Origin of the sequence: Frankia alni ACN14a, assembly GCF_000058485.1 — a bacterium.
In the GTDB taxonomy this organism is placed as follows: domain Bacteria; phylum Actinomycetota; class Actinomycetes; order Frankiales; family Frankiaceae; genus Frankia; species Frankia alni.
The window spans coordinates 6,652,016-6,673,948 of record NC_008278.1; the positions used below are offsets into that span (position 1 = coordinate 6,652,016).

General features: G+C 73.8%; 19 protein-coding genes. 8 read left to right on the forward strand and 11 right to left on the reverse strand.

The genetic code is table 11. The annotated features are described in order from the left end of the window. Nucleotides 1-4 precede the first annotated feature (4 nt). Nucleotides 5-961 (forward strand): transglutaminase family protein, encoded by a 957-nt coding sequence (locus tag FRAAL_RS26725; RefSeq protein WP_011607178.1) that lies wholly within the window; start codon nucleotides 5-7, stop codon nucleotides 959-961. Nucleotides 962-1,009: 48 nt separating this feature from the next. On the opposite strand, the gene FRAAL_RS26730 is transcribed toward FRAAL_RS26725, so the two are convergent. The 6 genes from FRAAL_RS26730 to FRAAL_RS26755 all read right to left on the reverse strand — a co-directional run bounded on the left by FRAAL_RS26730 (nucleotide 1,010) and on the right by FRAAL_RS26755 (nucleotide 7,781). Continuing rightward, nucleotides 1,010-1,600: a flavin reductase family protein gene (locus FRAAL_RS26730; RefSeq protein ID WP_011607179.1), complete on the reverse strand. Its 591-nt coding sequence runs from the start codon at nucleotides 1,598-1,600 to the stop codon at nucleotides 1,010-1,012. Nucleotides 1,601-1,746: 146 nt separating this feature from the next. Beyond that, the gene (locus FRAAL_RS26735; RefSeq protein WP_011607180.1) at nucleotides 1,747-2,211 is read right to left on the reverse strand and encodes a DUF6113 family protein; all 465 of its coding nucleotides are present in this window, start codon (nucleotides 2,209-2,211) and stop codon (nucleotides 1,747-1,749) included. A gap of 437 nt (nucleotides 2,212-2,648) precedes the next feature. After that, entirely contained in the window at nucleotides 2,649-3,626 is a 978-nt protein-coding gene (locus FRAAL_RS26740; RefSeq protein ID WP_083866936.1) for a S1C family serine protease, read from the reverse strand. Between the two features lie 187 nt (nucleotides 3,627-3,813). Further along, nucleotides 3,814-4,695, reverse strand: a complete 882-nt coding sequence (gene mshB, locus FRAAL_RS26745) for an N-acetyl-1-D-myo-inositol-2-amino-2-deoxy-alpha-D-glucopyranoside deacetylase (protein WP_011607182.1) — start codon at nucleotides 4,693-4,695, stop codon at nucleotides 3,814-3,816. Between the two features lie 212 nt (nucleotides 4,696-4,907). Next, nucleotides 4,908-6,743 (reverse strand): translational GTPase TypA, encoded by a 1,836-nt coding sequence (typA, locus tag FRAAL_RS26750; RefSeq protein WP_011607183.1) that lies wholly within the window; start codon nucleotides 6,741-6,743, stop codon nucleotides 4,908-4,910. Nucleotides 6,744-7,223: 480 nt separating this feature from the next. After that, nucleotides 7,224-7,781 (reverse strand): (deoxy)nucleoside triphosphate pyrophosphohydrolase, encoded by a 558-nt coding sequence (locus FRAAL_RS26755; RefSeq protein WP_083867054.1) that lies wholly within the window; start codon nucleotides 7,779-7,781, stop codon nucleotides 7,224-7,226. A 239-nt stretch (nucleotides 7,782-8,020) separates the two neighbouring features. Between FRAAL_RS26755 and FRAAL_RS26760 the strand changes: the two genes are divergently transcribed. Next, the gene (locus tag FRAAL_RS26760; RefSeq protein ID WP_011607186.1) at nucleotides 8,021-8,320 is read left to right on the forward strand and encodes a 4a-hydroxytetrahydrobiopterin dehydratase; all 300 of its coding nucleotides are present in this window, start codon (nucleotides 8,021-8,023) and stop codon (nucleotides 8,318-8,320) included. A gap of 56 nt (nucleotides 8,321-8,376) precedes the next feature. Continuing rightward, a complete protein-coding gene (locus tag FRAAL_RS26765) occupies nucleotides 8,377-9,438 on the forward strand; it encodes a DNA glycosylase family protein (protein WP_011607187.1) in 1,062 nt (353 codons plus the stop codon). On the opposite strand, the gene FRAAL_RS26770 is transcribed toward FRAAL_RS26765, so the two are convergent. Next, nucleotides 9,413-9,796 carry a DUF952 domain-containing protein gene (locus tag FRAAL_RS26770; protein ID WP_041941050.1) on the reverse strand — a complete coding sequence of 128 codons (384 nt, stop codon included), beginning with the start codon at nucleotides 9,794-9,796 and terminating at the stop codon, nucleotides 9,413-9,415. The genes FRAAL_RS26765 and FRAAL_RS26770 overlap by 26 nt on opposite strands. A gap of 399 nt (nucleotides 9,797-10,195) precedes the next feature. After that, nucleotides 10,196-11,272, reverse strand: a complete 1,077-nt coding sequence (gene ychF, locus FRAAL_RS26775) for a redox-regulated ATPase YchF (protein WP_011607189.1) — start codon at nucleotides 11,270-11,272, stop codon at nucleotides 10,196-10,198. Between the two features lie 269 nt (nucleotides 11,273-11,541). Here ychF and FRAAL_RS26780 point away from each other — a divergent pair, with 269 nt between their 5' ends. From FRAAL_RS26780 to FRAAL_RS35350, 3 genes are all read left to right on the forward strand, one after another. Next, nucleotides 11,542-13,077 carry a DNA recombination protein RmuC gene (locus FRAAL_RS26780; RefSeq protein ID WP_011607191.1) on the forward strand — a complete coding sequence of 512 codons (1,536 nt, stop codon included), beginning with the start codon at nucleotides 11,542-11,544 and terminating at the stop codon, nucleotides 13,075-13,077. After that, on the forward strand, nucleotides 13,077-13,706 hold the full coding sequence (locus FRAAL_RS26785; protein ID WP_173402709.1) for a DUF6542 domain-containing protein: 630 nt from the start codon (nucleotides 13,077-13,079) through the stop codon (nucleotides 13,704-13,706). The genes FRAAL_RS26780 and FRAAL_RS26785 overlap by 1 nt, the downstream gene beginning before the upstream one ends. Nucleotides 13,707-14,867: 1,161 nt before the next feature. Continuing rightward, nucleotides 14,868-16,145: a polysaccharide deacetylase family protein gene (locus FRAAL_RS35350; protein ID WP_011607193.1), complete on the forward strand. Its 1,278-nt coding sequence runs from the start codon at nucleotides 14,868-14,870 to the stop codon at nucleotides 16,143-16,145. A gap of 88 nt (nucleotides 16,146-16,233) precedes the next feature. Here FRAAL_RS35350 and FRAAL_RS26795 read toward each other — a convergent pair whose 3' ends face one another. After that, nucleotides 16,234-16,932: a sterol desaturase family protein gene (locus FRAAL_RS26795; protein WP_011607194.1), complete on the reverse strand. Its 699-nt coding sequence runs from the start codon at nucleotides 16,930-16,932 to the stop codon at nucleotides 16,234-16,236. Between the two features lie 23 nt (nucleotides 16,933-16,955). Continuing rightward, on the reverse strand, nucleotides 16,956-18,011 hold the full coding sequence (glpX, locus tag FRAAL_RS26800) for a class II fructose-bisphosphatase (RefSeq protein ID WP_173402710.1): 1,056 nt from the start codon (nucleotides 18,009-18,011) through the stop codon (nucleotides 16,956-16,958). A gap of 381 nt (nucleotides 18,012-18,392) precedes the next feature. Here glpX and FRAAL_RS26805 point away from each other — a divergent pair, with 381 nt between their 5' ends. Next, on the forward strand, nucleotides 18,393-18,983 hold the full coding sequence (locus tag FRAAL_RS26805; protein WP_083866937.1) for a DUF4245 domain-containing protein: 591 nt from the start codon (nucleotides 18,393-18,395) through the stop codon (nucleotides 18,981-18,983). Between the two features lie 1,170 nt (nucleotides 18,984-20,153). Further along, nucleotides 20,154-20,561: an exodeoxyribonuclease VII small subunit gene (locus FRAAL_RS35905; RefSeq protein ID WP_231861363.1), complete on the forward strand. Its 408-nt coding sequence runs from the start codon at nucleotides 20,154-20,156 to the stop codon at nucleotides 20,559-20,561. A gap of 88 nt (nucleotides 20,562-20,649) precedes the next feature. On the opposite strand, the gene xseA is transcribed toward FRAAL_RS35905, so the two are convergent. Then, complete coding sequence (gene xseA / locus FRAAL_RS26815; protein WP_041939833.1) at nucleotides 20,650-21,864, reverse strand: exodeoxyribonuclease VII large subunit; 1,215 nt, start codon at nucleotides 21,862-21,864, stop codon at nucleotides 20,650-20,652. Nucleotides 21,865-21,933 lie beyond the last annotated feature (69 nt).

The following is a 21,933-nucleotide window of genomic DNA, read 5'->3' on the forward strand; positions in this document are numbered from 1 at the left end:
GCGGATGAGCGCCCGCAGCCGTAGCCGGTTCGCCGAGGTCGTCCGGCGCGAGCCCGTCGACCTGGCCGTCGCCTGCCACCTGCTCGCCGCCGAGGCGGACGCGACCGTTGACGCCACCGACCCCGCGGCCACCCTCGGCGCCCTGGATGCGCTCGCCGTGCGCGCCCGCCCGCTGCTCGCCGCCCGAGCCACCGCCGCCCGGGGCTTCCCGAGGGTGGAGCGCGGAACGCCGCCGCCGGCCGGTGGCGCCGGCGGGGGCCAGCCGGGGGCCGGCGCCGACCCGGTCGGTCGCCTCGGGGAGCTGCGCCGCTTCGGCGCCCTCGATCCGCGGGCCGCCGCGGAGGCCCTGCACGAGGCGCTCGGTCTCGACGCCGGTTTCGCCGGTTCCGCGGACGACTACGACGATGTGCGCTCCTCGCTCCTGCCCGACGTCCTGCGGCGGCGCCGGGGACTGCCGATCCTGCTCTCCGTCGTCTGGCTGGAGGTGGCCCAGCGGCTCGGGGTCGCCGCCTACCCGGTCGGCCTGCCGGGCCATGTCGTCGTCGCCGTCGGCTCGCCCGAGGACTACGTGCTCGTCGACCCGTTCGCGGCCGGCCGGCTGCTGACCATCCACGACGCGGCGGCGAAGGTCCGCGCGGCCGGGGTCGCGTTCAGCCGGGCACACCTGGCCCCGATGAGTCCCGGGGACGTGCTGAGCCGCATCCTCGGCAACATCCGCATTCTCGCCGCCCGTTCGGACACGCCGCGGACCCGGCTGTGGGCCGTCGAGCTCTCGCTGCTGCTCCCCCACCACCCGGCGAACCTGCGTCGCGAGCGCGGGGAGCTGCGCGTGCGGCTGGGCGACTTCCTCGGCGGCGCGACCGACCTGACGACCTTCGCCGACACGGTCGCCGAGGTGGAGCCTGCCGCGGCCGCCGCCGCCCGCCAGGCCGCCGCCGCGGCCCGCGCCCGGCTCAACTGACCCGCCCCGCCTCAACTGACCCGCCCCACCACGGCTGGCCCGCCCGCCTCAACCGACGGGCTTTGCGCCACCGTCCTGGGCGGGGACCGGCTCGCCGGACGGCGCCAGGTCGAGGTACTGCCCCTCGAAGAAGACGAGTGGGTCGGCGTCGTCGCGAGGCTGTGCGAGCGACACCACCTCGCCGACGACCAGGGTGTGATCCCCACCGGCGTGCGTCGACACCGTCCGGCACTCGAAGACCGACAGGGCGCCGTCGAGCAGGACGACGCCGGTCTGCGCTCCGATCGTGTGCGGCCACTGGGCGAACATGTCGCCGGGCTGCTCATACGCCCGCCGCGCGAAGAAGCGAGAGGCCTCGGTCATGTCGGCGGCAAGCACCGAGACGCCCCAGACCCCGGCGGCCAGCAACGGGCCGTGGAACCGGGCGTCGCGGCGAATGCTGGTCAGCACCAGCAACGGGTCGAGCGACACCGAGACGAACGAGTTCGCCGTCATGCCGAGATGGCGCCCCTCGACGACGGTGGTGAGAACCGTCACACCTGTGGCGAACCTGCCGACTGCCCGGCGGAAGTCACCCACATCCGGGGGTACCCGGACGGCGGGTGGATCGCTGCGGATCTCCTGCGGCGGGCTGCCCACCCGGCTCACGCTACCGTCGCGGTCCCCTGCTGTGGTCCCGGATGCCGGAGCCGGTGACAACTTGCACAGTGCCCTTCCCGCTGCCGGCGAGGCATCATCCCTCGTCGCGGGAGCGCACCGTCGCGCTCGGGAGCGGCCGGCGACGGTCAGCGCAGGGGCGGCAGCACGGTGAACCCGCGGCGCGCCCCGCCGAGGACCGCCACGACGATCGGGCTCAGGCCGCCGAGCAGCAGGAAGGCGTACGCGGTGGCGCTGGCCTGCAGCAGCAGGTCACCCTCGGGGCGGGAGGCGGCGAGCAGCAGCACCACCGGCATCCAGCCGATCAGCACCGTCGCCGGGCCCAGCCGGGTGCCGGTCAGCCAGCGCACCAGCAGCGCCGCCGCCGCGTTGCCCACCAGGGCCAGCAGCAGTCCGACCGACAGCAGCGTCCCGCCCGGGCGGGGGCCGTCGGGAACGAGGAAGACGCCGTAGAGGCCCAGCCCGGCGCCGAGGACGACGCCCAGCGCATACGAGAAACCGAGGAAGACCCGACCCGGCTCCCGTTCGGCCGTGGACGCGGCAACCCCGGCCGGCCCGGATGGTCCCGATCTCCCGCCCGGAGCCGACGACACAGGCGCAGTCGGCCTTCCACCCGGAGACGACTTCCCGTCCGGAGCCGGAGCCGACGACGCGGACGCAGCCGACTTCCCACCCGAGGCCGCCTTCCCACCCGAGGCCGACCTTCCGCCCGGAGCCGACTTCTCGCCCGAGGCCGACTTTCCGCGCGAGGCCGACGACGCGGACGGCCGGGACGAAGGCGGCGTCCGACGGGGACCGGTACCGGGGCGGGGCATGGTCCGACAGTAGGACATGATGCGCGGGAACCGCCCGGCCAGTCCGCCCCGCATCCCCCCGCCGGGCGCCCCGGAGTGCCCAGCGCGACGATCATGGTGTTCCCTGGCCGCGCCGCAGTCCCCGAGCCCGCGCGGCTGTTCGCCGGAGCTCGGGCCGAGCCCCGGCCACACCGCCCGCCCGGGGCCCGCTCCAGGGGCGGCACCAGGGCATCGGCCTAGGTGGTCACGAGCTCCCGGGGGACGACGATGACGTCCACCATGGCGCCGCGCCGCCAGACCGTCAGCTCCACGGCGCGGCCGATCGTGGCCTCCGTCAGCAGCCGCTGAAGGTCGCTGGGGGTGACGATGGGAGCCCGGTCCATCGACAGCACGAGATCCCCGGTGAACAGGCCCGCACCGCCCGCCGGGCTGTCGACGACCACCTCGGCGAGGCGGACTCCGTGGCTCTGGCCGGTACGCTCCGCCACCGCCGGCGGCAGCGGGACCCGGACCCCGGCCACGCCGAGGTAGGCCCGGCGCACCCGCCCGTAGCGCATGAGCGCGGCGAGGATCTTCCGGGTCGCCGCGTTGACGGGGATGGCGAGCCCCAGCCCCACTCCGGCGACGGCGGTGTTGATCCCGACCACCCGGGCGTCGGCCGTGCCGAGTGCGCCGCCGGAGTTGCCCGGGTTCAGCGCCGCGTCGGTCTGGATGACCTCGTCCACCACCCGCACCGCGGAGCCGGCGCGGGTCGGCAGCGACCGGCCGAGCGCGCTGACGACGCCGGCCGTCACGCTGCCGGTCAGCCCGAGCGGGTTGCCGACGGCGACGACGAGCTGGCCGACCCGGAGCCCGGCGGCGTCGCCGAGGACGGCGGCCCGCGGCGTGGCTCCGCGGGCCCGCAGCACGGCGAGATCGGACAGCGGGTCGGCGCCGACCACGTCGAACTCGCGTTCGGTACCGTCCGCGAACTGGGCGAGCCCGACCGCGGCGCCGCCCCCGCCGAGCAGCCCCTCGACCACGTGGGCCGAGGTGAGCAGGAAGCCGTCGTCGGTGAACACCACGGCCGATCCCGCCCCGGCCCCGCGCCGGGTCCGCACCCGCAGGCTGGCCACCGACGGGGTCAGTGCGGCGGCGACCTGGGTGACGATCGTCGAGTAGGCGTCCAACGGTTCATCCGGACGGTGGGGATATTCCTCGTCGCTGGCGTGCATCCGAACCCTCCCGGACCGCATCCGTGCGTGCACTGATTACAGCGTTACACCGCTGCACATGTGCACCAACGGCGGGCAGTCCGGCCGGATTCCCGCGCTGGCCAGAAGGTGAGGGTCGAAAGGTGACGGTCGGATGGTGACGGGTCGGATGGTGAGGGTTCAGAAGGCGAGGGCCAGAAGACGAGGGTCAGAAGGCGACCCCGGCGAGCAGGTCCCGCTCACGGCCGTCGGGCCCGTCGCCGGGGCCACGCGTGCCCGCGGCGAGCACGAAGTGCTCCACGCCCCACGCCCGCTGGCCGATGCCGTCGGCGAGCGCGAAGAAGAAGCCGTCGACGGCCATCTGGGTCCGGTGCGCCCGCATCGCGGCGATCTTGGCGTCGAAGAACTCCGGCGCGGAGATCTCGGCGGTGATGTCGGCGTCGTCGACGAGCGTCATCGCCAGGTCGTCGACGGACTTCAGGCCGGCGAAGGGGTTGTTCCTGTCGGCGGAGTCGTGGAAGAGCTCGAAGCCCGCCACGGCACGCGAGCGGGGCATCGCCGTCTCGTACCGCTTGGCGACCTGCCAGGGCTCGCCGGTGCCCGGGGCGAACGCCGGGTCGGCGGCGTCGGTGAAGGCCCGCGCGGTGACCTGGTGGGCCCGGATGTGGTCGGGATGCCCGTAGCCGCCGTTGGAGTCGTAGCTGACCAGCACGTGCGGTCGGACGTCGCGGACGATCCGGACCAGCTCGGCCGTCGCCTCGGCCAGGTCGGCCCGCCACAGGCTGCGGGGATGGTCGTTCGCCGGGGTGCCGATCATGCCGCTGTCCCGCCAGCGGCCCGGACCGCCGAGGAAGCGCTGGTCGGTGATGCCGAGCGCGGCGCAGGACCCGGCGAGCTCGCCGATCCGGTAGCCGCCGAGCTGATCGCCGCGGTCCGCCCGCAGATTGATCAGCTCGGGCACCAGCACCTCGCCCTCCTCCCCCAACGTGCAGGTCACGAGGGTCACAGAGGTGTCCGGGGCGGCGGCGTAGGAGGCGAGCGCGATCCCCGTGGAGATCACCTCGTCGTCGGGATGGGCGTGGACGAACATCAGCCGGCGAGCGGCCGGTGGGGTGGACGAGACCGACGGCGTGGTAGCAGACGTCACCATCCCGACCCTACGGCCCGTTACGGCCGCAGGTCCGGGCCGTGCGAGGCGACCGCGCCCACTCGCCGTGGACGCGGTCACCTCGGCGCCCGCGCGGCGGCCTCGCCCGGCCACGCGAGCCCCGCGGGCCGCGCGAGCCGCTCGCGGGGGTCAGGTCAGCGGCGACGGGCGCGCAGCTTCTCCCGCTCCCCGGCGGTGAGCGCCACCTTGCGGAGCCGGACGAAGCCCGGCGTCACCTCGACGCACTCGTCCTCGCGGCAGAACTCCAGCGCCTGCTCCAGGGTGAGCACCCGGTGCGGGGTCAGCCGGACCAGCTCGTCGCCGGTGGACGAGCGCATGTTCGTGAGCTTCTTCTCCTTGGTCGGGTTGACGTCCATGTCGTCCGCCCGGGAGTTCTCACCGACGATCATGCCCTCGTAGACCTCCGTCGTCGGCCCGATGAACATCGTGCCGCGCTCCTGGAGGTTGAACAGCGCGTAGGCGGTGGCCGGGCCGCTGCGGTCGGCGACCATCGAGCCGGTGGCCCGGGTCCGCAGCTCGCCGAACCAGGGCTCGTACCGGTCGAACACGTGGTGCAGCAGGCCGGTGCCGCGGGTCTCGGTGAGGAACTCGGTCCGGAACCCGATCAGCCCGCGGGCGGGAACCAGGTACTCCAGCCGGATCCAGCCGGTGCCGTGGTTGACCATCTGCTCGACCCGGCCCTTGCGCAGCGCGAGGAGCTGGGTGAGCGTGCCGAGGAACTCCTCGGGCGCGTCGATGGTGAGGCGCTCCACCGGCTCGTGCACCTTGCCGTCGACGATCCTGGTGACCACCTGCGGCTTGCCGACGGTGAGCTCGAACTCCTCGCGGCGCATCAGCTCGACGAGGACGGCGAGCTGCAGCTCGCCGCGGCCCTGCACCTCCCACGTGTCGGGCCGCTCGGTCGGCAGCACGCGGATGGACACGTTGCCGACGAGCTCGGCGTCGAGCCGGTTCTTCACCAGCCGGGCGGTGAGCTTCTTGCCGGACCTGCCCGCCAGCGGCGAGGTGTTGATGCCGATCGTCATGCTGATCGACGGCTCGTCGACGGTGATCACCGGCAGCGGACGGGGATCGTCGAGGTCGGCGAGGGTCTCGCCGATGGTGATGTCGGGGATGCCGGCGATGGCGATGATGTCGCCCGGCCCGGCCTCCTCCGCCGGCACCCGCTCCAGCGCCTGGGTCATCAGCATCTCGCTGATCTTGACGCGCGTCTGGGTGCCGTCCGCGCGGCACAGGGTGGCCTGCTGGCCGCGCTTGATCGTGCCGTTGTGCACGCGGCACAGCGCGAGACGGCCGAGGTAAGGGGAGGCGTCGAGGTTGGTGACCAGCGCCTGCAGCGGCGCGTCCGGATCGAACGACGGCGCCGGGACGGTCTCCAGCAGCAGGTCGAACAGCGGCTTGAGGTCGGGCGAGTCCGGGCTCGCGCCGTCGGCCGGGCGGGTCGTGGAGGCGCGGCCGGCCTTGGCGTTGCAGTAGATGATCGGGAAGTCGATCTGCTCCTCGTCCGCGTCGAGGTCGAGGAAGAGCTCGTAGGTCTCGTCGACGACCTCGGCGATCCGGGCGTCGGACCGGTCCACCTTGTTGATGACGAGCACCACGGGCAGCCGGGCCGCGAGCGCCTTGCGCAGCACGAAGCGGGTCTGCGGCAGCGGGCCCTCGCTCGCGTCGACCAGCAGCAGCACGCCGTCGACCATGGACAGGCCGCGCTCGACCTCGCCGCCGAAGTCGGCGTGGCCCGGGGTGTCGATGATGTTGATCGTCATGTCGCCGTGGCGGACCGCGGTGTTCTTCGCGAGGATCGTGATGCCCTTCTCGCGCTCGAGATCCATCGAGTCCATCACGCGGTCGGTCAGCTCAGCGTGCTCGCCGAAGGCGCCGGACTGGCGCAGCATGGCATCGACGAGCGTGGTCTTGCCGTGGTCGACGTGGGCGATGATGGCCACGTTACGAAGATCGGCACGAAGGGACACGGTGAGGCGCTCCGGGGCGGACGTGGGGCTCTCGACCCCGCAACAACGACAACGGCACCGTGCGAACGACGGTGCCGGCTGGAACCGGTGACGCGAACGCCGTGGCGGAAATCCGCCACGCCGATCCGCGCCGAGGCACGCCGACGCGCCCGCCAGACGGGCACCGGCGTCGTTCGTGCCACCACCCATGGTACGGACACCTCGCCCCGGCGTGTCCGCCCCGCCGCGGCCACCCTCCCCCGCACCCCCCACGCCGCCTCCCCGCGGCCTCCCCGCCGGCCCGCCGTCACCTCCCCGACCGTCCGCCGTCACCCTCCTCGCCTGCCCGCCTCACTTCCCCGTCCGTCTGTGGTCACCTTCCCGCCGGCGAAGTCTCGCCGGGGCCCGCCAGGGCCCGGCCTTGCCCCATCGCCTTGCTTATCCAGAGGGACGAATCGGACACGGGACCCTCTGGACAAGCAAGGAACACCGCCGGAACGATCAGGCTCCGGAGCGTCCGGGCCGATGGGGCCAGCGGATCGGGTCCGGGCCGGTCAGCGCGTCACGAAGCTTCTCGACGAGCGGGCCGTCCGCCGGCATCCAGCGGACGTCGTCGAGCTCACCGGCGGCCAGCCAGCGCAGCTCGTCGTGATCGAGCAGGCGGGGGCTGCGCCCGGTCACCCGCCCAAACCAGACCCGCAGGATCCACCCCGGGCTCGCCAGGCCCACCTCGCCCAGCGGCGGCCCGATCTCGATCTCGACGTCGAGCTCCTCCCGACACTCCCGCACGAGCGCGGCAAGCTCGTCCTCGCCCGGCTCGACCTTGCCACCGGGGAACTCCCACATCCCGGCGTAGGCCGGCGGCTCCCGGCGCCGGGCGGCCAGCACCCGGCGCTCGTCGTCCAGGAGCGCGACCGCGACAACCAACCGGCCCCGCACCGCAGGCGGCCCCGCAGTCCCGGCCGCCGGCACATCGGCGTCGACGTGCTCCCGGGAGACTGCGTCCCGTCCTGGCGGGGTAGGAGCGCCGGCACGCGGGCCGCCCGCATCCGCATTCATGGTGCCGGACTCTCCCAGACTCCGACCGTTGAAGGACCGGATGGCAGCGGTTCGGGTCGGATGGCCCGACCGGGCCACCGGAGGGCAGGCGACCTGGGGCGGGAGCTGCGATGGCGAAGGATCGGATTCCGGTCCGGCGCGCCGCCGCGCCGACCAGCCCGGGAACAGCTAGGCACACAGCCAGTGAACCCCGGCCTGCGGTCGCCGGACCGCCGGGCCCGAAGACGGAGGGCAGCAACATGCCAACCAAACTGGACAGCGCCGAGGTCGCGGACGCACTGGCGTCGCTTCCCGGCTGGCTCGGCGACGCCGACCGCATCCAACTGCAGATCATGGTCGACGGCGACGAGGCCGACGCGATCGCCGCCGAGGTGGCCCACGCCGCCGACGAGATGGATCATCACCCGGTGATCGACCGCGGCCCGGGAACCACGACGTTCACGGTCTGGACGCACTCCGTCGGCGGCGTCACCGAGCTCGACGTCGCCCTGGCCCGCAGGATCTCCCAGATCCTCTACTCCGCGGGCGTGTCGTACTGACCGATCCGTTCTGCGGCATGATCACCTCAGGCGGACGACGGAGGTGATCGCGGGCTGTGGGCGCGCAGGCGGCGGCAGAGATCCGCGCCGGCGGCCGGTTCGGCCGGCTCCCGGCCGGCACGGACCTCCCCCGCACCGGGACGCTGCGCCTCGGCCCGCTGCCGCCCGGTTTCCGGCTGTCCGCGGTGGCACTCGGTCATGCGGCGAGCGGGCTCGGACCGTCCTGCTACGACGTCGACCGCGGCGCCTGGCACCGCGTCCTGACCACCCCCCAGGCCGGCCCGCTGACCGTGACCGTCCACGAGGCTCCCGCCGCCGCCGTCGTCCCGGACCTGACCGTCCCGGACCCGGCCGCCCCGGACCTGACCGCCCCCGACTTCGGCCCGCATCTCGTCGTCAGGTGGGGCCGGACGGCCGGCGGGGACGCCGACCGGGAGGCGATCCGCCGCCAGGTGTGGCACGCGCTCGCCCTCGACGACGATCTTTCCGACCTGTACGCCTCCCTGGCCGGGGAGCCGGACCTCGCCTGGGTGGCGGCCGGCGGCCACGGCCGGCTGCTGCGGAGCCCGAGCGTCTGGGAGGACCTGGTCCGCGCGCTCGCCGCGACCAACGCCGCGCTGAGCCGCACCCGGTCGATGCTCGACGCCCTGGTCGAGCTGTTCGGCGCCCGCGGCCCGGCCGGGGAACGGGCGTTCCCGGACGCGGCGGCGATCGCGCGCGGCGTCGCCGTGGACGGCCCCGAGATCCTGCGCGATGAGGCGGGCTGGGGCTACCGTGCCGGATCGCTGGCCCTGCTCGCCCAGCGGATCGACGCCGGCACCCTCGACGTCGAACGCTGGTGGGACCGCAGCCCACGCGGGCCGAGTGACGACGAGGTGGGCGCCGAGATCCGCGCTCTGCCCGGCTTCGGTCCGGTCAGCGCCGACGGGCTGCTGGGCCTGCTCGGCCGCCCCTGCGGGCTCGCCCTCGACGCCTGGGCCAGGGCCCGCGTCGGCGAGCTCGCCGGCCTGCCCGGCCCGGCCGGCGAGCGGGAGGTCCGCGCCCGCTACGCCCGCTTCGGCCGCTGGGCCGGGACGGTGTGCCGACTGGAGATCACCAGAGGGTGGACGGAACGCTGAACGTGCCGTCCGACCCCGGTGGGAACGGAACCACCGCCGCGACCGCCCCGGCGTCGATCGGCCCGTACAGATGCGGGAACAGCTCCCCGCCCGCCGGTTCGCCCGCGCCGGTACTCGCAGTCGGCGCGGCCGGTACGGCGGGAGGTGCGGGAGGCTCCCAGCGCAGGGGCGCGCTGAGCCGCTCCGGATCGACCACGACCAGGAGCAGGTCGTCGCGGCCGGCGTAGAACCGGTTGGCGGTGGCGACGACCTGCGCCGGGGTGGAGAAATGGATGAACCCCTCGGCGCCGAGGCTCGCCGGCCGATACCCGGCCGCCCCGACCGACCACGCGGTCCGCCCGACCAGATGGCAGATCACCCGGTCGTCCCGCGCCTGCCCGTCGTCGTGCCCCTGCACGCCCTCCCGCGTCTGCACGCCGTCCCGCGTCTGCACGTCGTCCGCCACGTCGACCTGCCCTCTCCGCCGCCGCACCCGGCTTGGAACCCGATTACCAGTCCCTCCGCAGGGTGTACCCCGCGCACCCGACGGCCTCGCCCGACTTCGACCTCGGACCGCCAGCATCTACCGGGACAGATCATCCAACCGGCGGGCTACCGGGCCATCCAGCGACGCCATGCCGCAGGACGGAGATTCCTCGGCCGGTATGTCCGTCACGACTGACCCCTGGCCGTCACGCTGCACGCCCTTCGGCTTCCGCCAGGAGGGATCTCTCCGTTGCCACCCGCGTCGCAGCGCACCGACGCCTTGTCCGCCCGGTCAGACGTTGAAGCGGAACTCGACGACGTCGCCGTCGGCCATGACGTAGTCCTTGCCCTCCATGCGGACCTTGCCGGCGGCGCGGGCGGCGACCATGGTGCCGGCGGCGATGAGCTCGTCGAACGAGACGATCTCGGCCTTGATGAAGCCGCGCTGGAAGTCGGTGTGGATGGCGCCGGCGGCCTCGGGGGCGGTCGCGCCGGCCCTGATCGTCCAGGCGCGCGACTCCTTCGGGCCGGCGGTGAGGAAGGTCTGCAGGCCGAGGGTGTGGAAGCCGATCCGGGCGAGCTGGGTCAGGCCGCTGACCTCCTGGCCGAGGGAGGCGAGCAGCTCGGCGGCGTCGGCGTCGTCCAGCTCGGCGAGCTCGGCCTCGACCTTGGCGCACAGCACGATCGCGTCGGCCGGCGCGACCGACTCGACGAGCTCCTTGTGCTGGCCGGGGTCGGCGAGGACGTCCTCGTCGACGTTGAACACGTACAGGAACGGCTTCGCGGTGAGCAGGAACAGCTCGCGCAGCGCGTCTCGGTCGATCTTCGGCTCGGAGGAGATCGTGCGGCCGGCGTCCAGGACCTCGCGGGCGGCCTTCACGGCGGCGAGCAGCGGCTGCTTCGCCTTGTCCGCGCGGGCCTCCTTCTCCAGCTTGGGCAGCCGGGCGTCGATGGTCTGCAGGTCCGCGAGGATGAGCTCGGTGTTGATCGTCTCGATGTCGTCGGCCGGGTCGACCTTGCCCTCGACGTGCACGACGTCGGGGTCGGAGAACACCCGGACGACCTGGCAGACCGCGTCGGACTCGCGGATGTTCGCGAGGAAGCGGTTGCCCAGGCCCTGGCCCTCGGACGCGCCGCGGACGAGCCCGGCGATGTCGACGAAGCTGACCGTCGCCGGCACCACGCGGGCGCTGTCGTACAGCTTCGCCAGCTCGTCGAGCCGGGGGTCGGGGACGCCCACGACCCCGACGTTCGGCTCGATCGTCGCGAACGGGTAGTTCGCGGCGAGCACATCATTGCGCGTCAGGGCGTTGAACAACGTGGACTTGCCGACGTTGGGCAGCCCGACGATACCGATCGACAAGCCCATGGCGGATCAGTCTACGGGCCGGCGGGCAGCGCGCCGGCGGGGTCCGGGCGGGCGGGAGGCGGGCGGCCTCACGCCGGCCCGCGCCGCCGGGAACGCCCCGGCCGGGAACAACGCGCCAGCCGGGAACGCCCCGGCCGGGAACAACGCGCCAGCCGGGAACAACGCGCCAGCCGGGAACACGGTCGACCCGGCGCCGGCGCCGGCGCCGGCGCCACGCCGCCGACCGGCCTGCCGCGAAACTGTCGGAGGGGCGTGATTGCCTTCCCCTCGTGAACACCACCAGCGCGTTGCTGACCCTCATCGGGCTGGCTGTCGGGGCCGTGGGCGGCCTGGTCGCCGCCCGCCGGCTGGCCGACCCGCGCTACGCGGCGCTCGCCGCCGCGCATGCGACGGCCCAGCGGGAGCTTGACTCCGCCCGTAAGGCCGCCGCGGCGAGCGCGGAGCGCGCCCAGCTCGCCGAGTCGGACGTCGCCGGCCTGCGCACGGCGCTGGAGTACGAGCGGCGTGCCGCCGCCGAGCGGGTCGCCCTGGTCGAGCAGAGCCAGGAGCGGCTCGCCGAGAGCTTCCAGGCCCTGTCCGCGCAGGCGCTGGAGGGAGCGAGTCGCCAGCTCGTGGAGCTGGCCACCGCCCGGCTGGACGAGGCCGGCGCCCGCGCCCGCGGCGATCTCGACGCCCGCCGCGCGGCGGTGGAGGGCATGGTCACCCCGCTGCGCGACGCCCTGGGGCGGATGGAGAGCCGGCTGCACGAGCTGGAGACGGCCCGCACGGAGGCGTACGCGGCGCTCGTGGAGCAGGTGCGCTTCGCCCGCGAGGCGTCGGAGAGCCTGCGCTCCGAGACGGCGGCGCTGGTCACCGTCCTGCGCCGCCCGCAGGCCCGCGGCGCGTGGGGGGAGATGCAGCTGCGCCGGGTCGCCGAGGTGGCCGGCATGGTCAACCGCTGTGACTTCACCGAGCAGATGACCGTCCAGGGTGACGACGGCCCGTTGCGGCCCGACATGGTCGTTCACCTCGCCGGCGGGCGCAACGTCGTCGTCGACGCGAAGGTCCCGCTGGCCGCCTTCCTCGACGCCGCCGAGAGCACCGACGAGGCCTACCGCGCCGGGCGGATGGCCGCCCATGCCCGGCATCTGCGCGCCCACGTCGACGGGCTGGCCGCCAAGTCGTACTGGCGGCGGCTGCCGTCCTCGCCCGAGTTCGTGGTGCTGTTCGTGCCCGCCGAGGCGTTCCTCGCCCCGGCCCTCGACCACGATCCGGGCCTGCTGGAACACGCCGCCGCCAGGAAGGTCATCATCGCCACCCCGACCACGCTGATCGCGATGCTGCGGACCATCGCGCACGCCTGGACCCAGGAGGCGTTGACGACACGGACCCGGGAGATCTTCGAGCTCGGCCGTGATCTCTACACCCGCCTGGGCACGCTCGGCGAACACGTCGACCGGCTCGGCCGCTCGCTGGGCCGGGCGGTCGGGGACTTCAACGCGACCGTCGGTTCGCTGGAGAGCCGGGTGCTCACCCCCGCGCGCCGGCTCGCCGCCATGGACGTGGTCGAGGCGGCGCTGCCGAGCCCCGGGCCCGTGGAGTCCGGCGTGCGGGCGTTGTCCGCGGCCGAACTGCTGCCCGACCCCGGCCCGGCCGAGCAGGCGGCGCCGAGCGCCGGCGGAACCGGGGATGTCGCATATCGGACCTGGGCCGAAGAGGCGGGGAGGACATCGCGGTCAAACAACCAGAAAGACAATGACTGGACGACGCAAAGCAGTGGTTCGACCACCGAAGGTTCCGACACGGGGGCCGATGCCGCGGTCTGATGCATCGTCCTGACGCATTCGAAATCCCCGGGCGGTACCTTGCGTTCGTGAGTGTGCCGCCGCATCGGCAGTCAGCCGGGCCGCCGGGGAGATCCGTGCGCGCCGACAGGTTCGACGATCCGTATGTCCGCGGCTCGCGTGGCCGCGCGAGCGCGCCGCCGCCCACGCTGTTCACCGGCAGCAGGCGAGGGCTCACCGCACTCGGCACCGGGATCATCGTGCTCGTTGTCGGCGGCGTCGGCGCCCTCATCGACTCGGTCGCCTTCGGCTCGTTGAAGTACGCGTTCGGCACGCTGTTCATCGGCGCCTGCGTGCTCGTCGCGGTGCGGGTCCACACCGACGATCTGATCGGTGTCGTGATCATGCCGCCGCTGGTGTACGCGCTCATCACGATCGGCGTCGGCTATCTTGATCCCTCCACCGGTGACGGCAGTTCCGGACTGCGGAACAAGGCGATCGACATCGGCTCCGAGATGATCCTGCACGCGCCGATCCTGCTCGCGGCCTTCCTCCTGGTCGCTCTCATCGCGGTCTTTCGCGGCCGGCGCGCGCAGATCGCCCGCCGCGAGCGGCAACGCGCCCTCGCCGCCCAGTCAGGCGCCGAGCGCCGCCGACGACCCGGCCACTAGCCGGCCACAAGCAGATCCGAGCCTGGGTCGGGCGGATTGCGGCACGTTCTGCACGGTCCGAACCCGCAGACCGCGCACAACGCACCGCACCTGACCTCCCGTGGCGCCATCGGTGGAGGTTCACGGCACGGGACCTGTGCGTCCAGGCTCCCGCCTGGCCGCACCGAGCCAGTCGGCGCGCCACCGGGCCCCCGCCCCGTCGGGCTCGAGTCGGGGAGCTCCAGCAGCCATACCTTTCCTCTCCGGAGGAGTTCCCGTTCTCCCCGGAGGAGTTCCCGCCTGCGCCAACACCCGCCAGCCGCAGCAGCGGCGTGTGACGGCCGGCGGAGGAGCCGCGACAACGCCGTGGGCCGCCCGCCGTGGGCCGCCCGCCGTGGCGGCGCGACCACCACGGCGACAGCACCTGATCGCGCTCGAGTAGTGTCACTGAGCGGTAGCGCCGACAAAGGGAGGCGCCATGGGAGCGATCTCTTCGTGGTGGGATCGGTGCCGCTGCGGCCACAGCCGCGATCTGCACCGGCACTACCGCAAGGGCAACGACTGCGCGCGCTGCGACTGCCGGGCCTTCACCCGGATTCGGCCTCGCCGCTCCGGCGGCGACCCCACACCCTGATCCTCCCCGCTCCATGGCCGGCGCGGCCCACCTCGCCGGAGCGCACGACCGGACGCGGCGGTCGGAGCCCGACCTGGGGCTGGCCGCGCCGGCCCGCCGACGACCCGCCGACGGCCGATGACGATCCGCGGACGGTCGCTGACAACTCGCCGACAGCCGTTGACGGCCCGCACCAGGCCTGGCGCGGGCCGCGCCGGGCGGTCACCGGACGCCCCAGTCGCAACTCCCGCACCACATCCGCGCCCCCGGCGACCCACTGATTGCGCGACGACACCTGGCAGAAAAGTTCTGTTTTCTTAATCAGCACAATGATGACGGGCGCCGACGGACGGCCGGCAAGGCACTCGCCTTCCCGGTTCACCGGCTATTGGGGCCACTCGTGCTACATTCCATGCCGCATCACGGACTCACTCCTCGGACGCACACTTCGGCGCAATTCCCCGATGCCGCGTCCATGCCCGCGGCGTTCGCAGGGAGGCCCGCTTGACGTTCACTCCGTCTGAACCGCTCGCCGGGCGGGACGCGCGCGGCGCCGTGCTCGGACCGCGATGACGCTCGGTCTACGGACGGCTCGGCGCGGACAGATGATCCCGGTCCTGCGCTACCGCTCGCTCGACCCACACACCAGCCGGGGCGCACCGCGCCGGCCCATGCTGTTGTCGACCTTCGCCCGGCACTGCAACCTGATCGCCGCGTCCGGCCGTCAGCCGATGACGGTGTCCGGGTACGTCGCCTCCCTCGGCGCCGCCGCCGCCCCGAAGAATCCGGTCGTCATCACCTTTGACGACGGGGGCGCGGAAACAATGAACGCGCTGCGCCGCCTGGCCGAGAGAGGACTGACGGCGACCGTCTTCGTGACCAGTTCGCGGGTCGGTGATCCGGGCTATTTCCATCGGGCCGACCTGCACCGCATCCGCGGGCTGGGAATCGAGATAGGCGGGTCCGGACACACCGGTCGACCGCTCAACGAGCTGGCCCGCACGGATGTGATCGCGGAGCTGACCCTTTCCCGGCGCCGTCTCGCCGTGGCGACGGGGGACGAGCCACGCACGTTCGCCTATCCCGGCGGCGGCTACGATCTGTCCGTCCGCCAGTTGGTGATCTCCGCCGGGTACAGCTCGGCCTGCGCGGTGCGCGACGTGCTGTCCCATCCCGCCGACGACCGCTTCGCGCTGGCCCGTCTGACGGTCGACGCGACGACGACGGACAGCCGGCTGTCGGCGTGGCTGGAGGGAGTCGGCCGGACGGGGCCGCATCCGGTGCTACCGCCGGACCGGGCCTTCCGGTTTCCACGCGTGGCCCGATCGTCCGGCCCGTTCCGCCCCCGCCTCGGGCGCTCCGAGCCCCCGTCGCCCGGTCTCCCCACGCCCATCCGCGCCGCCGGTGCCACCGCCGCTCCAGCCCCCGGCTCCGCGCCCAGCCGGCCGGAAGCAGCAGGCACCCCCGAAGCAGCCAACCCCGCCGAGTCGACCGGCATCCCCGAGGCGCCTGGCACCACCGGGACACCGGGCACCGCCGAGACACCGGGCACCACCGAAGCAGCCGATCCCGCCGAGGCGCCTGGCACCACCGAGGCGGCCAGCCACACCGAGGTAGCCGGTCCCGCCACGGGGACGAGCCCCGGCGGGCCGGGCGGAAGGAGTACCGCTGACGCGACCGGCACCGAGCCGCAGGCCGCCGCAAGCGCCCCGGTGCGGGAGTGCGAGCTGTGCCGACCGACCTCGCCCGGCGCCGCGCGCGCGACGCCGAGCCCACCGTCCACCAGGGCGCTCGCGGCCGGGTCGGTCCTGCAGCAGCCCGGACAACGGGTACGGCGGTCCCGCTGAACGAGCGGGTCGGCCGCCGACGACCGGCGACCGGGTTGCGCGTCCACCAGCCACCGCGCCGGCCGTCAGGGGTTCGCCGTGGAACCGATCAGGAATGCGCTGCGGAATCGAGGCCGCGGGCGGTCGGGGAGAGCTCCACGGCGTCACGCGGCGGGTTCGTGCGCAGGGCCAGATCCCCGAGGGGGCTGGTCACGCCGAGCCAGTAACGCTCGTTGCGGTAGTGGTGCAGCCGGTGGCCGCGCCAGAGCCGCCGGTAGTACGCCGTGCGCGGCGGGACCCGGGTGTGGATGAGGAAGTGCGTCCAGTCGTAGGCGAGGACGCCGACGCCCGCGCACAGCGCCCCCGTCGCGGCAGAGGGCGGTCCGAACAGCGCCGGCAGGGCCGCCGCGGCCGTGCCGGTGATGACCTCGCGGGGGCGCAGGAACATGGTGTCGAGATCGGCCGGGTCGCGGTGGTGCTGCTCGTGGCCGTAGCCGGCAAGCTGGTAGCCGACGGCACCCAGCCGGCTGGCCGGGCGGGCATGCAACAACAGCCGGTGCACGCCCCACTCCACGAACGGCTGTGCGAGGGCGGCGGCCATGGCGACGCGGGTGTCACGCGCCCGCCACGGTCCACGGCCCGCGCGCACGGCGGCCAGCGTCCCCACGCAGCCGAGCAGGACAGGCGGCCTGGGGTGGGCGAGGAACCGGCGGGCGGCGCCGGCCAGCGTGCGGACCTCCGCCGCGCTGCCGTGCGGCCCCGGCCGGTCGAGCCGGACGAACAGCTCCGCGGGAGACAGCCGCGCCACGCGATCGCCTCCCCGGGGTGAGATCAGAACGGAACGGTGGAGTAGGCCTGCAGCTTGGTGAGCTGATGCTGGCTGTCGACCCGGCGAATCGTGCCCGAGCGGGAGCGCATCACCAGCGACGACGTGTTCGCCCCACCCGGGCGGTACCGTACCCCGGCCAGCAGCTCACCATCTGTGATCCCCGTCGCGACGAAGAAGACGTTGTCGCTGGCCACCAGGTCCCGCGTGGACAACACCCGCTCCGGGTCGTGCCCGAGGGCGACGACCTTGCTGCGCTCGGCCTCGTCCTTGGGCCACAACCGACCCTGGATCACCCCGCCGAGACACGTCACGGCGCAGGCCGTGATGATCCCCTCCGGCGTGCCGCCGATGCCGAGAAGCAGGTCGACGCCGGTGTCGGCGGAGGCGGCCATCACGGCGCCGGCGACGTCGCCGTCGGAGATGAGCTTCACCCGGGCGCCGGCGGCGCGGATCTGCTCGACGAGCTCGGCGTGCCGCGGGCGGTCCAGGACGACCACGGTGACGTCGCGGGGGTGGATCGCCTTCGCCTTGGCCACGGCCCGGATGTTGTCCTCGACGGGAGCGGTGATGTCGACGACGTCCGCCGCCTCCGGCCCGGTGACCAGCTTCTCCATGTAGAAGCAGGCACTAGCGTCGTACATCGAGCCGCGCTCGCTGACCGCCATGACGGACACCGCGTTGTTCATGCCCTTGGACGTGAGCGTGGTGCCGTCCACGGGGTCGACGGCCACGTCGCACTCCGGACCCTCGCCCGAGCCGACCTGCTCCCCGTTGAACAGCATCGGGGCCTCGTCCTTCTCCCCCTCGCCGATGACGACGACGCCGCGCATCGACACGGTGCCGACGAGCCGGCGCATCGCGTCGACGGCGGCCCCGTCGGCGCCGTTCTTGTCGCCACGGCCGACCCAGCGCGCCGCGGCGAGCGCCGCGGCCTCGGTCACACGGACAAGCTCGAGGGCGAGGTTGCGGTCGGGGGCCTGCCCCTGCACGGCCAGCGTGTCGGGCACAGCCGAGGAGTCGGAGGACCTGGCGGCGAAGGCATCGGGAGCGGAAGGCACGGCCGTGAGCCTAGTTCGGCGACCCCGCAGGCGCCCGAGATACGCAGCCGCAGGACGATCTACACCCCGATCACCGTATCCCGGAGCGTCGTGGCCCGTCAGGCGAACCGGGGCACCCGGACTGTCCGGCGTGGGACAGGCCAGAAGTCGAAAACTTGCGCGCAACCTTCCGGTGCATACAGGCGTCAAACGCTTCGATCGGGCGGCCGTCACGCGGAGGGGGCGTGACGGCCGCCCGTCGGCGTTCCGCCCCGTCCGCGGCTGTCCGCGGCCGTCCGCGGACGACACTCCGACGAGATTCCGACCACACCGGCGCCGCAAGGGGCCGCCCAGACCGGTCCCGGGCCACCACCGGCCCGCCGAGACCTGGAAGATGGGGGCGTGGCACAACGACAGCGACGCGGCCAGGAAACGATCAGGGACATGGTCCTCTCCCTCGCCGCGGTCATGGCGGGCGTTCTGGTCTTCGTCATCTTCGTGATGCCGCGCGGCAGCGACGAGTCGGCGGTCAAGGTCGTCGAGACGTCCGAGCCGATGGCGGCCTTCGCCCGGCAGACGCCCTACACCCCGCTTGCTCCCGCCGGGCTGCCCGGGTACTGGAAGGCGACCTCGTTGCGGCTGACCGGCCCCACCGGCAGCTCCGACGGCGGCAACGTCGCCGAGGCGACGGTCGGATACGTCGTCGACCGGTCCGGCCACCGGACGTACGCCCGGCTGCGGGAGAGCAACGCGCCGAACGCGGTGCAGAAGCTGCTCGGCAACCGCCCGGCACGCGGGACCGTGGACGTCGACGGCTCCCCCTGGGAACAGCGCCCGGACGACGACGGTCATCTCGCCCTCAGCCGGACCGACGGGGGCCTCACGGTGGTCGTCGACGACGGCGACGGGAAGGGCGGCGCGTCCCAGGGGGACCTGGTCGCCCTCGCCGAGTCGCTCCAGCCGGTCCAGGCGATCCAGCCCAGCGGAACCTGACCCGCCGCGGTCCCGGACCACGCGGCCCTGACCTGCGCGGCCCTGAACCTGCGCGGCCCTGACTGCGCGATCCCGGCGACGCGGTCTGCGCCCCCGCGGAAGCGTCCCGCGCAGGCCCGCGAGGCCGCCGAACCGCCGCGGCCGCACCTTCCTATCCCGCTGTAGCCAGCCGCGCACGGAGTCGTGCCGAGGGGTGGATACGGTTTTTCGCGGCGAAACCGAACCTGGACCTCGGCACGATCTGGCCGCTGTCTGGCCGGAATTCGGCACGCCGTCCTACGGTAAAGGTGACGATCACTAGTTCGTGGGCATTTGGACCGAATTAGTAAAGGTGATGAAAGGCCGACTCCGGGCTTTTCTTTGTCGAACTGGGTGGAGACGGCGCCGGCGCGAGGGCTCCGCGGGCTGGATACCCGGACCTGCGGGCCCGGGTATCCAGCATCACCGGATGATCGCTGCGGGTCGAGGACGGCCCGCTACTACCTCAGCGGCGGCTGACCCCGGCGGCGACGGGAGGCCGCCCGGACGGCGCGGGACTCCCGTGGGAGTGTGAGCCGTCCCAGGCGGTGGCCGCCGGGATGAGGACCGCCAGCCCGAGGATGAGACCGGCCGCGCGCCGCAGCAGCGGCCCGCCGGCCGGGGGGTGCCGGTTGGACCGGCCACCCCGGCCGCCCTGATCGATGGAACTGGCGTCGCGAGACGCCGTGCCGGCGAGGTCGTGCCGCAGCAGGACCGGACCTCCCGGAGTAGCAGAGGGAACCTGCCCCCGGGAGCGACCACCGACAGCCTGACGTCGGAGCGACGGACGTGCGCCGGGCATGTCGTGTACCTCCGGACCGCCCGAAGCGGACGGGCGGTCTGCCGAGTGGGACCCGCAGTTGCGCGGGCCGCCACCAATCTGAAACGTCCTGCAGTGACCTTGTACTATGGATCTCCGCCGAGCCAACCCGCTACGACCATGATTGTCGCCTGATTGATACCACGTTGCTCCCACGGAGTGCGGGATTTCCGGGTCCGGGTGGCACCCGGCGTGGCGCCGGAGCGGGTCGGCAATACTTGTGACACGCCACGTCGAATTGCGCCCGAGCCGCACGGAGGCTCAAGGCGTCACGATCGGGCCATGACAGGCCATTGGCCGGGAATTGGGTATGCGAGGGCGCGGAGGTGGCGATGTCCGATAGTCCTGGATCCACGACGTTCGGCGACTCTCCCCACGGCGGGCGAGCCGCCGAACCGAGCTCGAACCCACCGAGCTCGAACCCACCGAGTTCACACGCGCCGCAGGCGCCCGGTCTCCTCGCCGCGCCGGCCGTGGGCAGCCCGGCGACCGCCGGCGGCACGCAGGCGGAGCGCGGCGCCCAGGCGGAGCGCGGCGCCCAGGCGGCGCCGACGATCAGTTACGAGACCGCCCGTGCCGAGTTGGAGGACGTCGTCCGCCAGCTGGAGGCCGGCGGGGTGACGCTGGAGCAGTCGCTGGCGCTGTGGGAGCGCGGCGAGGAGCTGGCCAGGACCTGCCAGGCCCTGCTCGACGGCGCCCGCGCCCGGCTCGCCGCCGCCGACCCCACCCGCCCCGCCTGACACCCGCCCACCCCGCCTGAGCCCGATCCGCCCCGCCGGACGCCCCGATCCGCCCCGCCTGACGCCGAACGGCTTCGACGCGGCCGGTTCACTCGTCGGTGACCGCAGCCGGGAACGCGCCGCCCGCCACCCGGATGGTCAGCCGCTCGCCCGGCCCGACCTCCGCCGGGTCGCGCACGACCGCACCGTCGGCCGCGCGCTGCGCGACGGCGTACCCGCGATCGAGGGTCGCCGCCGGGGACAGCGCCCGCACCCGGGCACGGGTGGCAACCAGATCGCGTCCCGTGACGTCCAGGGCGTGGTGCACGCAGCGGCGGGAACGGGCCAGCAGGGCGGCGACGTCGTCCGAGCGCCGAGCGAGATCGCGGGCGGGCGCCGCGAGGACCGGGCGGCCGCGCATGTCCGCGAGCCGGCGTTCCTCCCGGTCGAGGCGGTGCTCGACGACCCGCCGCGCGCGGCCCCGCAGCTGGGCGACCGCGGCGGTCTGCTCGCCGACGTCGGGCACGACCCGCTTGGCGGCGTCCGTCGGGGTCGAGGCGCGCACGTCGGCGACGAAGTCGAGCAGCGGCGCGTCCTGCTCGTGTCCGATCGCCGACACGACCGGCGTGCGCGCAGCCACCACGGCACGCAGCAGCGCCTCGTCGGAGAAGGGCAGCAGATCCTCCAGTGACCCGCCGCCGCGGGCGATCACGATCACCTCGACCTCGGGCCGGCCGTCGAGCTCGCGCAGCGCGTCGATGACCTGGGACACCGCCAGTGGGCCCTGGACGGCGACCTCCCGCAGCACGATGCGCACCGCCGGCCAGCGTCGCCGCGCGTTCTCGACGACGTCACGCTCCGCGGCGCTGGCCCGCCCGGTGATCAGCCCGACGGCCGCCGGCAGGAACGGCGGACGCCGCTTGCGGGACGCCGCGAACAGGCCCTCGGCGGCCAGCGTGGCCTTGAGCTGCTCCAGCCGGGCCAGCAGGGCGCCGGCGCCGAGGGGGCGGATCTCCACCACCGCGAGGGCGAGGGTGCCGCGCCCGGGGTGGAAGGACGGCTTGCCCCACACCACGACCCGCGCGCCGTCCACGAGCGCGGGTCCGACGGCGTCACAGACCGCCCGCGGACACGTGACCCGCAGTGACACGTCCGCGACGGGGTCCCTGAGGGTGAGGAAAACAGTGCCCATTCCGGGCCGACGAACGAGCTGCGTGACCTGTCCCTCAACCCACACCCGGCCGAGCCGGTGGACCCAGTCGCCGACGGCCCGCGAGACCGTGCGGACCGGCAAGGGCTGTTCGGGAGTCGAGGTCAGGGCCATTCGGGCACCGTAGCCGGTGCGTCCGACAGGTCGAGAACGGTGCGCGTGACCGTGGTCCGAGGCGGACCG